The following is a 13,994-nucleotide window of genomic DNA, read 5'->3' as shown; positions in this document are numbered from 1 at the left end:
TATTTCAAATATTACAAAATTACTTGATTTGAATTTTAGCGGCATATCCTCCACCCGGATACATCTTCACTTTCAACTGCTTATCCGCAGATAGACTTTTCTCTTCCCTACAGTAATCTGTACCTTTACGGTGGGCATTCAATCCATCACGGAATTCTTCTACCTGATAGTTTCCATCCGGTAAGAAAGAAAGGTCGATTGTCATTTCTCTCATATTCCAGTCAGTGATTCCTCCAACATACCATACATCACCGTCACGCCGTGCTGTTACAATATATTCACCCATCTTACCATCCAAAACTTTAGTTTCATCCCATACGGTAGGGATCTCTGCTATGAAATTAGTAGATTCTTGTTCACGCATATAATTACTCGGGGAGTCACATAACATATTAAATGGAGATTCAAATATAACATACAAAGCCAACTGGCGGCAACGAGTACCTTGGCTCATTGGCTCCGAATTGCAAGGGTAGTAATTTCCTTTAGCCGCATTGTGCATAGCACCTTGCGTGTAATCCATCGGCCCCGACACCTGACGAATAAAAGGAATCATCACATCGTATTTGACCTGATCAAGCGTAGCGGGACTCCACTTCAATTGTTCTAATCCGTTTACACCTTCAAAGTTAAGTACATTGGGATAAGTACGATTCAGCCCCGCAGGTTTAGAAGTGCCATGCAAGTCGAGGATCAATTTGTATTTGGCACACATGGCCGCGGCGCGATAATTGAAATCCGCCATCAACTGGTCATCACGATCCATAAAGTCCACTTTAAAACCTTTTACACCCATCTCGGCATAATGACGGCAAACATTCTCCATATCACGATCGAAAGCATGATAACCAGCCCACAAAATAATTCCTACATTTTGTGCTTTAGCATAACCCACCAGTTCCTTCAGATTAATATCATTCACTACTTGCATCAAGTCTGCTTTTTTATTTACAGCCCAACCCTCATCAAGAATCACATATTCGATACCCTTTTTCGAAGCAAAATCAATATACGCTTTATAAGTAGCATTATTTACACCTGTTTCAAAATTGACACCTTCCAGATTCCAATTGTTCCACCAGTCCCAGGCAACTTTTCCAGGTTTAACCCAAGAGAGATCCTGCAATCGGGAAGGAGCAGCCAGAAGATAACTCAGATTACTAGCAGCAAGCTCTTTATCCGAAGTAGTAACAATAGCAATACGCCACGGAAAACTCCTTTTCTTATCTACTTTAGCAATATACGCTTCGCGTTCTTCCACCAGCATTTGAAGATTATTATGTCCGCCTTGTACCATTTTTTGGGGGTAAGGAGCAAATACACCACTCAAACTGTTGCCACCCTTCGCTGTAGAAAGGTAAAGTCCCGGATAATTCTCCAAATGAGTTTCAGTAATACACACTTTAACACCCTCACCGGCATCTACCACTAAAGGGAGAAACATCAAACGTTTTCCATTCAACTTCGACAGATTATCTGTAGCGTATTCATTTTCGAACGAATTAAAAAACTGTGAATTAAAATCACCGTCATCTCCTCTTTTTACATAAGGGACAGTTGCCGACGCATCAAAAGGAAAACAGAAGTCCGCTTGCTCATTCACCACATTGAACGGCTTTTTCACTTGGCTGACAAAACGATAAGCCACTCCATCGTCATATGCACGGAACTCAACCGAATAATCACCATTAAAACGCAGTACCAATTCATTATAGCGATCTTTTATCTCTTTTGCACGATAGAAAGGAGAAGGAACGACCTGATCGACTTTTTTTAGTTTACTGCCGGATAAACGAGCATTCTTTCCCCAAACTTGTCCGTTATCCAATGTCATAGAAATTGGAGAAGGAGCAAGTATTTGTCTTCCATTACAGGTGATATCATATGCCAACTGTTTGCCGGGAGTAATTGTTACACACAAGTTATCACTCGGAGAATTAAGTTTAAACACTTTCTGTGCATGAGCGGAAAGCACTAGCATTCCACATGTGATCATTAGTATCAGCTTCTTCATTTTATTATTTTTCATAAAAAGTATAATTTATATTTAGAATTTACGATATAACTTTATCAATCTCATTAAAACTTAGTATCCAGTAATATCTTTCCATCTTTATCTATTACTTTTGCTTTAATCTCTCCATCTTGAATATCTAATCGAGTAGCACTTTGATTGCTTCCTACAATAACCGGAAAATTATTCCCTCCACTACCCGTTTCAAAGAAAGCATAGCGATGAGTATGTCCGGAAATCATAATATTAATATTCGCTTTATTTAGAATTGGTAACATTTTAGCTGCCAGATCATCTATTCCATGATCAGTATCCTGACCTTCGGAAATAGAATTAACCATTGGGAAGTGTGATATTACGATTCGATATTTAGCCTTCTTAAATTCTTTTGTTTTCACCAGTTCTTTTAACCATTTTGCCTGTTCAGTGCGATAATTGTCGAAATCATTTAATCCGGCATAAACAGGAGTTTTGTCAGGTTTATCTTCTCCGCAATCCAACATCACTATCATGATGTCTCCCACCAAACGGCTACTATATATTTTGTTTGTCGTCTTCGGAAATAATTTCGGATAAGTACGTGCCAGCTTTCCTCGCGTTTCATGATTACCTCTCACCATCTCAAAAGGGATAGAAGTTGCAAAAAGTTTCACACTGGTATCAATGAATGCTTCGAACGGTGTTTCATCATTCTCCATATAATTCATAAGATCACCTGCATAAAGAAAAACATCGCAGGTCTTATAATCACAAAGATTCAGTAATGTTTCCAACTTTTTGGCATCGTTATGAGTATCACTCACAATGAACAATGAACCTCCTTTACTTTGAGGGTCGGTAGTTTGAAAAGAGTACCATTGAGAAGTAATACTATCACCAAAAACAATCTTATAAGGATTAAATTCACGTATCTCTTTAGTGCGGATGCGATATTTATAAGTAGTGCCCGGTTCTAATTTCCCCGCCCGAATTGAATGGAAAGTATTATATGCATCATGCAAACCATATTCTGTATGACGATATATCTTAGATTGTGTTTCTCCTTGCTTTTGTAGTTCGATACATGAAAAAGCAGGAAGTGACGTAGTAAAAATAAAACTTACACCATCGGAAGTAATCTCTTGTAAATAAGGTCCATGACAAATTTTAAAGATCTCGGTTTGTTTGGCAGATAGGCTAAAAACAAGCCCCGTTATGAGCGAAAAAGCCAAAGTTAATCGTTTAAGATGTAAAAGTGTGTTTATCATTACATTTTCAGTTTACAATAGTTACTTAAAAGAATTTCGATTAATTGTTGCAAAGCTAACTTGATATTTTTAACACAAATGCAACATTTGAATCAAAATCTAAAAAAATTGAATCAAACAAATAGTACACTATACTCGTTCATATTTCATCTTTATTCTACCTATTCTAATAAAAACCGCAACATTTGTTCGTTTCAAATACCAAAATATCAAACACGAAAGTGAAACGGTTAATATTAAAAAGCACAAGCTGTAAACATCATTTTCATAACGATATAGCTTGCATCCCAATCAATACAATTACTGATCTGTTCTCTCAATCCGAATGCGTGCATCTACTGCTATCACAGATTTATCTGTGGCCAGAAGTGGATTGATATCCATCTCTTTTATCTCTGTTGCAAACCGGAGAAGTGTAGACAAACGGACTATAATCTCTGCAAATTTATCTTCATTCACTCCTTTTTGTCCACGAGTTCCCTGAATGATCTTATAAGCACGCAAAGAATGAATCATAGAATAGGCTTCCTCATAAGAAAGGGGAGCCAAACCTGAAGATACGTCTTTCAGTACTTCTACAAAAATACCTCCCAATCCACAAAGTACTACATGACCAAATCTTTCTTCATATTTGGCACCGATAAACAGTTCGGTTCCTTTCAACATTGGCTGAACCATTACCGCACGAGCTTCGGGAATCTTCATCATTCGATCAAATTCTAAAGCTAAATATTGTTCTCCTTTAATATTGAGAGAAACTCCCCCGACATCCGACTTATGTACGGGACCTACTACTTTAGCAACAACCGGAAATCCACAACGATGAGCAAAAGCAATAACTTCTTCTTTCTTATCAGATACAAATTCATCCACAATCGTAATTCCGGCTGCATGGAGCAAAGCTTGTACATAATGAGGTTCGATGTAACCATCCTCCGGGATAGAATCAATGATACGACGAATCCTCGGAACATCTACTCCAAAAAGTTCAATCTCCGGTGCCGCCGGTTTGGGAGCGTTCACTATACGAGAAAGGGCAGTTCCCAAGGTCACTTCATCCGCAAAGTTCACATGTCCTTTTGCCAGAAATGCAGCAACCTCTGCTCCGGCAGTATTTATAGAAGGGAGGATCGGAAAAATGGGTTTGCGGCAAGTCTGCATTTTCTCATGAAGTACATCGTACATTTCAAACATCGTCACTAGGCCAGGTGTACCAAAGATAGCCATCACAGCATCAATATTCTCAAATTTCTCCTCACAATAATCAATACAAGTACGGAGATGTTCCGGCGTTCCGGTAGCAAGAATATCAATCGGATTGCCTACTGCTGCACCGGGAAAAAGTTGGGCTTTCAGCGCTTCCACCTGCGCTCCTTCCAACTTGGGAACATTTAAACCACCTTTACTTAAGGCATCAGTCAGCATCACTCCGGGGCCACCGGCATGAGTAATGATTGCGAAATTTTTTCCTTTTAGTTCCGGTAAAGTAAAAACACATCCCACAGTAGTGAGTTCCTCACGGGAAAAGCAACGAACAATTCCCGCCTTACGGAACAAAGCTTCAACTGCTGAATCCGAACTAGCAATTGCTCCTGTATGCGAAGAAGCTGCACGGCTTCCACTTTCCGAACTTCCAGCTTTAATAGCCGCTATCTTACAACCTTTCCTGATTAAAGATGAGGCATGGAACAACAATCTATCCGGTTTTTTGATGCTCTCAATATAAAGTAATTTAAGATGAGAATCTCTTTCCGGATCAAAATGTTCGTCCATAAACTGAAGTACATCTTCTACCCCAATTTGTTTGGCATTTCCTACAGACCATACAGAGTTAAACTGCAAACCTTTCGTTACCGCACTCTCCAGAATAAATACAGCTGTAGCACCGGAACTGGAAATTAAATCCACCCCCTTAGGATTCAAATTCGGAATAGGCTGGCTAAACACACTATGATGACAAGTATTCATTAATCCAATACAATTGGGACCAATCAAAGATGCCCCATATTGATTAGCAGTCTCTAATATCTTTTGTTCAAGTAATGCCCCTTCTTGTGTTTCTTCACCAAATCCGGCGGAAAGAATGATAAATGCTCTCGTCTTTTTTTCCTTTGCCAACACATCGACTACATTCGGACATAAGGCTGCCGGAACAGCCAATACAGCCAAATCCGTATCAGGTATATCTTTTACATCGGCAAAAGCCGGAACTCCTTGCACTTCTTTTTCTTTCGGATTCACAGCTCTAAGCTCACCACGATATCCTCCATTTATCAAATTCTTTAATATAGCGCCACCCGGCTTATGTACATTATTCGAAGCCCCTACAACTACGATACTTTCGGGACACAGCAACTGGGTTGTTATCATATCATATACAGGTTTTATTTAACTAGGTACAAATATATCTTTTTCTGAAAGAAATATGAAAAAATATGCAGAAAGATTGATATACTTGTTTATTTAGCTATTTATATCATATCTCAATTAATCTTTTGTCACTATCATATCCTTGAATTTCTTCTTATTACACAAACAACAACATTACGGTTTCTTTTTACTCATTTTCTAATTGATTTTATAAAATCTTTATAAATTTCTAATGCAGTATATTTTATGTAGTACACAATATTAAAAATGTTCCTTCATTTATCCATGTACTTTTTTGAGTAATTGTTACATCGTCAATCTATAGTTATTGCATAATATATATTTTACAATATAATATATACACACCAAGTAATCAACGTATTAATACCAGTTATCTATTCATTTAATTTTTCAGCACAAGATGGCATAATTTGCCTTATGTCATGTTGGCAAGAAAAACAGCCTTACAATATGCCGGAAGCTACTCAATCAAAGAAAAAAACAATGTTAGTGTGGATGTTAAACTTAAATATTATTTGAGAACTAGTAACATAAAATACCTACTGGATACAATAAATACAGGTCACTTTAGTTATCCGAAAAATTGCAAACAGTTGGTGTTATAATGCAAGCTCTGTAGAATACTAAATACTTATATAATATACCTTTTTATTAACCTTTTTAATTGTTTAATTTATGGATAAACACTTGCTTTACACATTTGTGATGTGTAGTATGTTTTTAGCTAGCTGCGGTAGCGATGAAGTCACTCCGGGGACGTGGGTAACCACACCGGTTGATACATCAAAGCCAACAGAGTTTACGGATTTCACTCCTAAAGAGGGTGGTGTACGAACTCGAATGTACATCACCGGATCAAATTTTGGTACCGATGAGTCTAAGATTCATGTAACTGTTGGTGGACAAAAAGCAGCGGTTATTGCGTCGAACGGTTCAAAAATCCATTGTATGCTTCCTGCACGTGCTTACGATGGCGACATTAAAATTATTATCGACGACAAAGACGGTAATAAAGCGGTAGATTACACATTTGACCAACGCTTTAATTATTTGTCTAAAATGGTAGTTGGAACGTTGTTGAGGAATTTTAATTCCCAAACCGGAGCTGCACCTTTTCAAGACGGTTTATTTTCTGAAGGCGCCGGAGTGCCAACATCCGACTGGATGATGTTCGATCCTAAACCGGAAAATGGAGACAAGATAATATTCACTTGCAATTATGAAGGTGGAAGTCATGGTCTTCGTACTATTAATCTAACCAAAAAAGAAGTAAAAACACTCTATGCGGGCTCTCGAGCAGATAAGATGCAGACTTTTACATTTTCTACCGATGGTGATACATTGCTGATCGCAGATGACAACGGTCAAGGTGATCTGGGTAATGTTTCAATGCCTAACATCCACTATCTACTACGTTCAGAAGGTTTTCAGAAATTACGTCCGTACTGTTATAGTTCATGTACCTATGCTATAGCTTATATGCCGGATGGTACAACGTTCTTTACAAGTTGGAAAACCGGAGCTGTCATGAAACTGATGCGTAAAGGCGGAGTTCCTTTTATAGACGGGAGTGCCACTACTTGTTTCCATTTTGTTACAGGAGGAGGTCAGCAAATAAAATTGAAAGCTCATCCGGAAGGAAAGTACGTCTATATATTTGGTCGGTATAATGGTGCTATTTATAAAAGTGAATATGATCCTATAGCTAAAGATCTTAAGGCTCCTACACTTTTAGTGGGACAATATGACAACTACGAAAACGCTGGATTAGTTAAAGAAGGCCCCGGTGCGTTGGCTCGTTTCGGTCGTCCTTGGGGAGGAAATTTCGTGAAGAATCCTAAATATGTTCAGGAAGGTAGAGACGATGTTTACGATTTCTATCTAGCGGATCAGGAAGGACATTGTATCTGGAAAATCACTCCTGAAGGAGTTGCTACTATCATTGCAGGACGTAGTAATTATACAGTAGACAACAGTTTTACTGGATATATTGATGGTGATCCATTACATGAAGCACGCTTCAATGGAGCACGTGCTATAACTTACGAAGAAGGTGAAGAAACATTCTATATTGGTGATACAGGAAATCATTGCGTTCGTTATCTAAGGACTGAGTAATACTATAAAAGACATAAAATATATGAAAAAAATATTCTTTCTATTTTTGTTAGTGATAGGATGTATCAGTGCTTCCTATGCCCAAGAGCAACAAATAGAAGTAACGGGTATCGTTACTGACCCAAATAAAGAGCCACTCATCGGTGTAAACGTTATCGTGAAAAATAATCCGGGGTTTGGCGTGATGACTGATATTAATGGTAAATACAAAATAAAAATACCGGCTTACTCGACATTGGTATTCTCTTATGTAGGGTTCAAATCAGAACAAGCTTTGGTGAAGGATAAACCGGTGGTTAATATTGTTTTAAAAGAAGATGAAAAAACGGTGTTAGATGAAGTTACCATAACGGGTACCGGCGCACAGAAAAAAATTACGGTGACAGGTGCGGTAACTACGGTAGATGTGTCCCAATTACGCACTCCGACCTCTAGCATAGCAAATGCACTAGGAGGTATTGTACCTGGTATTTTAGCACGCCAGACTTCCGGACAGCCTGGGGAAAACATTTCAGAGTTCTGGATCCGTGGTATTTCCACGTTTGGTGCGGGATCGGGTGCATTAGTACTAGTTGATGGGTTCGAACGTAGCCTGAATGAGATTAACGTAGAGGATATTCAGGACTTCTCTGTATTGAAAGACGCTTCTGCAACAGCAATTTATGGTTCTCGCGGTGCAAACGGTGTTATATTGATTACTACTAAACGAGGAAAAGAAGGAAAGACAAAAGTAAATGTAAAAGTAGAAACATCTTATAGTACACGAACTACGACTCCTGAATTTGTAGACGGTGTGACATATGTTAATATGGTGAACGAAGCTTTCGCAACACGTAGTAAACCTGTTCCTTATACAGAAGCTGAAGTAGAGCTTTTCACTAACGGGCTTGACCCCGAACTTTATCCGAACGTGAACTGGATGGACATGATCCTAAAAAAAGGTGCACCTATCTATCATGCTGCAGTTGATTTAAGTGGTGGTGGTACTACAGCACGCTATTTCGTTTCTGCCAGCTATGTAGACGAAGGAGGTATGTATAAGACCGACGATGGGTTAAAAGATTACAATACTAATGCCAATTATAGGCGTTGGAATTATCGTATGAACGTAGACTTGAATCTGACAAAGAGTACTTTACTAAAGGTCGGAGTATCCGGTTCGCTAGATAAAAAGAATCAGCCGGGAGGATCTGCTGACCAAATATGGATTTCTACATTTTCATACAATCCAATTTCTACACCAGTAAGATATAAAAATGGATATTGGGCTGCACAAGGAACAAATAACCAAAGAAATCCGTGGATGTTAGTTACGCAAATGGGATATGCTGAAAACTGGAGTAATAATATTCAGACTACTGTTAATCTGGAGCAAGACCTGAAGTTTATCACCCCCGGATTGAATTTTTATGGACGGTTCGGGTTTGATAACAGTGCAAATAATAGTAACTCCCGTATCAAATGGCCTGATATGTGGAAAGCACAAAATAAACGTAATGCTTTAGGAGAATTAGAGTTTGACAAAGTAGAAACAGAGAAGCTACTGACGGTTACTCCGGGATCATCCGGTGGTCGTAGAGAATATCTGGAAGCGGAGTTACACTATAACCGTACGTTTGGCAACCATATGGTAGGTGGAGTAATGAAATATTCGCAGGATAAAATAGTGAATACTCAAAGCGGAGATGCGATGCAAACTATCGAAGGACGCCATCAAGGGTTAGCCGGACGTTTCACCTATGGATGGAAATACCGTTATTTCTTTGATTTCAACTTTGGTTACAATGGTTCCGAGAACTTTGCTCCCGGTCACCAGTACGGTTTCTTCCCTGCTTACTCTGCAGCATGGAACATTGCTGAGGAGTCCATTGTTAAGAATAACCTTAAATGGATAAATATGTTCAAACTCCGTTATTCATACGGTAAGGTAGGTAATGATAATTTGGGTGTACGCTTCCCTTATCTATCCAGATATAAGACTGATAATAAATACGGTTACTATTATGGGGATATAGGCACTAATAATTCTACCGGTTCCTTCTATCAGGGGCTGACGTACGATAATTTTGCTTCACAAGGTATTACATGGGAAATTGCAAAGAAGCATGATGTCGGAATTGATTTTTCTCTGTTAAACGATAAATTAAGTGGTGCTGTAGATTATTTTCATGAACAACGTGACGGAATTTATCAAAAGCGTAGTTCTTTACCATATAGTACCGGTTTGCTGGAATATTCTCCATTTGCCAATGTAGGGGCTGTTTTATCAAGAGGTTTCGATGGTCATATTGCTTATAATCAGAAGCTGGGTGAAATCAATTTTACATTCCGTGGCAACATGACGTATAGCAAAAACGAGATCAAAGAGTACGACGAATCGTATAGTCATTATAGTTATACCCGTGAAAAAGGGTTCCGTGTAAACCAGTCGAGAGGATTAATTGCGAAAGGATTATTTGTAGATTATGACGATATTCGGGACAGCCCTAAACAAGAGTTTGGTGAAGTGGCTCCGGGCGACATTAAATATAAGGACGTAAATGGAGACGGATTGGTAAACGATAATGACAGAGTACCTATCGGTGCTACTAACAGACCGAACTTGATCTACGGATTCGGACTCTCAGCTCAATGGAATGGGTTTGATTTCAATCTGCATTTCCAGGGGGCTGGAAAATCTACCTTCGGTCTTTATGGAACAGTTGCTTATCCTTTAGTGGATGGTTATTGGGGTAATATCCTAGCTGATATTCCCGGCAATTATTGGTCACTGGGAACCAACGAAGATCCGAACGCGAGATATCCGCGTCTGAGTTTTGGAGGCAACAGTAACAACTTCCGTGAATCTACTTATTGGTTGCGCGACGGTTCCTATCTTCGCCTAAAAAATTTGGAATTAGGTTACACATTGCCTAAGAATTGGACAAGAAGTCTGTTCTTAAACCAAATGCGTATTTATTTGATGGGAACCAATTTGCTGACATTCTCCAAATTCAAACTGTGGGATCCTGAAATGGGAAGCGGATCGGGTGAAAGATATCCTTTATCTAGAACCTATACAGTAGGATTGACCATTAATTTATAAAACAGAAGATTATGAAGAAAAAAATATATCTATTATTAGGAGCAATAGTTATTGTTTGCGGGCTATCCTTATCCTCTTGTTCCGACTATTTAAGTGTGGAAAAATATTTTAAAGATATGCAGTCTGAGGATAAAATTTTCGAAGATGACGTGTATACCTTACAATGGCTTTCTTATTGTTATTGCCGTTTAATGGGTGATAACATTGAAGTAGGACATACCCGTTTTTGTCCCCAAAACTTTGCGGATGATCAAGTATTTAGCGAAGGTGACAATTTAAACCGTTATCGTAAATACAAACTAGGTGAAATCGGATATGGTTATGACTATAGTGGTTTTTACCAAGATGCTTGGAAATGGTCTTATGCCGCCATATATCAAGCTACTGTTTTGATTAACAAAGTGGATATAAATAAAGATTTTACTCCACAAGAAATTACTGACGTAAAAGGGCAGGCGCGTTTTCTACGTGCATATTTCTATTGGATGTTGCTGAAGAGATACGGCCCCATCCCTTTGATGCCGGTTGAAGGCGTTGATTATTCAAAATCTTATGATGAGTTAAGTTATCCGCGTAATACGTATGACGAATGTGTGGAATTTATCGCTTCAGAGATGGCACAGGCAGCTGCAGAGCTTCCAGAAAAAAGGGATAACCTAAATCTTGCCCGCCCTACCCGTGGAGCTGCATTGGCAGTACGTGCCAAAGCATATCTTTACGGCGCTAGCCCATTAATGAACGGAAATACGGAAATGGCTGATTTCACGGATAAGAGCGGACGTGTGTTGATTTCGCAGGAACCTGATGAATCGAAATGGGCAAAGGCTGCCGCAGCGGCAAGAGATGTGATAGAGGGCGGAGCAAGTGGTCCATGGTACAAATTGTATACAGTAAAAAAGAGAGAGACAGCTGTGGCTGGTGACTTATCTTACCCGAAGACTGTCGAACCTCCTTACAATGAAAAATTCTCTAATAAACCTTTCCCCGAAGGATGGGCTGACATCGATCCGTTTGATTCTTACCGTTCCTTGTTCAATGGAGAAGTCTTTTTATTTAATAATCCGGAAATTATTTTTAGCCGTGTCGTAAATGAAGCGGCATATGATAGAGATCATTTGGTAGATGCTTGTGACGTTGCCGATATGGCGAAACATCAGATGCCTCAATCCATAGGTGGATGGAATATTCACTCCATGACCATGAAGCAATGTGATGCTTATGATATGGCAGATGGAAAACCATACGACCGCGAAACAGGTCTGACAGGCTTTACAAACAGTACGAACAAAGACCTTCATCCCTATGACAATTTGGAAAACGATGTATGGATGGGATATGCCAATCGTGAGCCACGTTTCTACGCATCCGTAGGTTATAATGGCGCAACATGGTATTGCACGAGTGCCACCGGAAACGGAGCCGATCAAATTATAAATAAACAGGTATGGTATTATCGCAGTGCAACCGATGGACGTGCCAATGGCACTGAGCGTTGGTTGGTTACCGGTATCGGTATAAAGAAATACATTCATCCGTCTGATTGTACGAATTACGGAGGAACGATCGTAAAAAAGACGGAACCGGCACTTCGCTATGCAGATATACTATTGGCATATGCGGAAGCATTGAATAATTTGACTTCAAACAACACTTACAATATTGCTTCATGGGACGGAAGTAAAACCTACGCCATTAGTCGTGATGTTGAAGAGATGCGTCGCGGTGTGAAACCCATACGTATGCGTGCCGGAGTACCCGATTATGAGGATGATGTGTATAGAGACTCCCAGAAGTTCTTTGAGAAGATCGTGCATGAACGCCAGATTGAGTTCTTTGCTGAGAGTCAGCGCTATTACGACCTACGCCGTTGGAAAATCGCACCGGAACATGAGGGAGGACAGATTTTTGGTTGTAACGTCATGATGGATACAGAAAATAGAGAGGCCTTCTACACCCCTGTCAGAGTGACTGGAGTACAGACTGCTTTTTCTCGGAAACAATATTTCTGGCCCATGAGTTATGATGAACTCAAACGGAATAAGAATATGACTCAGGCTCCTGGATGGCAGGATTATGATTAAGGGATTGAACATAACTAACGAATGAATATAATATGAAAAAAGTATATATTTTAGGGATTGCACTTGGGGTATGTGTCTTATTAAGCTCATGCAACGATGAATGGAAGGATGAACTGTACGGCCAGATGATTTCATTCAAAGCCCCAATAGCGAGTAATGGGGTGAATGATATTTACATACGTTATCAATCTGACGGTAGCGGTTTATACAAATTACCGGTTATTGTCAGTGGCTCCCAAGATAACAATCGGGACATAGACGTAAAAATTGGAGTAGATAATGATACACTCAGTATCTTGAATACGGAAAAATATCTAAATCGGCAAGATTTATGGTATAAGCAATTACCCGATCAATTTTATTCGTTTCCTAATGGAAATGTTTGTCGCATTCCTGCCGGAAAGAATGTGCAGACGTATGATATTGATTTTCATTTGGCAGAGTTGGATCTGAATGAGAAATGGGTGCTCCCACTCACTATAGAAGAAAGCTCTTCTTACACCCAAAATATTCGTAAAGGATATTATAAAGCCTTATTAAATATTCGCCTCTTCAATGATTACTCGGGTACTTACACCGCATCAGGAATGAATGTTTATTTAGGAGAGAGTAACAACGATCCGGCTACCGTGAATACTCGCAGTGTTCGTGTAGTAGATGACAAATCTATCTTCTTCTACGCAGGCACTTGGTGGGAAGAAGATGAAAATCGCCACAAATATAAAGTTATCGTTGAATTTGGCGATGGAGTAACTGATGAAGATGGAGTAGTCACAGGTCAGCTTACTGTGAAAGCGGGAGATACGGCTAATGAGGCGCAGATTAAGTCTTATGGTCAATGTAAGTATATGAGAAGCGTGGAACCACATAAAACTCAACCGTATATAGAATTGCATACAACAGTAATGTATTTGAATTATTATTTCACGGACATCACTTCTGATCCTAATAACCCTATTCGTTATCGCGTTACCGGTAGTATGACTATGCAACGTCAGATCAATACATTGATACCGGATAAAGATCAGGCAATTCTTTGGTAATACATTATTTGTAAG

7 protein-coding genes are annotated in these 13,994 nt (G+C 39.3%); 4 read left to right on the top strand and 3 right to left on the bottom strand.

Translation table 11 applies throughout. The features are described 5' to 3' along the window. Positions 1 to 19: 19 nt before the first annotated feature. The 3 genes from PHO71_RS03225 to PHO71_RS03215 form a co-directional block, all read right to left on the bottom strand. The gene (locus PHO71_RS03225; RefSeq protein ID WP_300199133.1) at positions 20 to 2,014 is read right to left on the bottom strand and encodes a glycoside hydrolase family 97 protein; all 1,995 of its coding nucleotides are present in this window, start codon (positions 2,012 to 2,014) and stop codon (positions 20 to 22) included. 65 nt (positions 2,015 to 2,079) lie between these two features. After that, positions 2,080 to 3,261, bottom strand: a complete 1,182-nt coding sequence (locus PHO71_RS03220; protein WP_300198833.1) for an FN3 domain-containing metallophosphoesterase family protein — start codon at positions 3,259 to 3,261, stop codon at positions 2,080 to 2,082. Between the two features lie 300 nt (positions 3,262 to 3,561). Further along, complete coding sequence (locus PHO71_RS03215; RefSeq protein WP_300198830.1) at positions 3,562 to 5,631, bottom strand: acetate--CoA ligase family protein; 2,070 nt, start codon at positions 5,629 to 5,631, stop codon at positions 3,562 to 3,564. Between the two features lie 696 nt (positions 5,632 to 6,327). Between PHO71_RS03215 and PHO71_RS03210 the strand changes: the two genes are divergently transcribed. From PHO71_RS03210 to PHO71_RS03195, 4 genes are read left to right on the top strand one after another with little or no spacing between them, the layout of a single operon-like run. Beyond that, positions 6,328 to 7,770: an IPT/TIG domain-containing protein gene (locus PHO71_RS03210; protein ID WP_300198827.1), complete on the top strand. Its 1,443-nt coding sequence runs from the start codon at positions 6,328 to 6,330 to the stop codon at positions 7,768 to 7,770. A gap of 22 nt (positions 7,771 to 7,792) precedes the next feature. After that, positions 7,793 to 10,855 carry a TonB-dependent receptor gene (locus PHO71_RS03205; protein WP_300198824.1) on the top strand — a complete coding sequence of 1,021 codons (3,063 nt, stop codon included), beginning with the start codon at positions 7,793 to 7,795 and terminating at the stop codon, positions 10,853 to 10,855. Positions 10,856 to 10,866: 11 nt separating this feature from the next. Then, complete coding sequence (locus PHO71_RS03200) at positions 10,867 to 12,936, top strand: RagB/SusD family nutrient uptake outer membrane protein (protein ID WP_300198821.1); 2,070 nt, start codon at positions 10,867 to 10,869, stop codon at positions 12,934 to 12,936. A gap of 32 nt (positions 12,937 to 12,968) precedes the next feature. After that, positions 12,969 to 13,979, top strand: a complete 1,011-nt coding sequence (locus PHO71_RS03195) for a DUF4973 domain-containing protein (protein ID WP_300198817.1) — start codon at positions 12,969 to 12,971, stop codon at positions 13,977 to 13,979. The last annotated feature ends 15 nt before the right edge of the window (positions 13,980 to 13,994 follow it).

The organism is Bacteroides sp. (assembly GCF_028690125.1).
In the GTDB taxonomy this organism is placed as follows: Bacteria; Bacteroidota; Bacteroidia; order Bacteroidales; family Bacteroidaceae; genus Bacteroides.
This window is presented reverse-complemented; position numbering and strand designations above follow the sequence as displayed.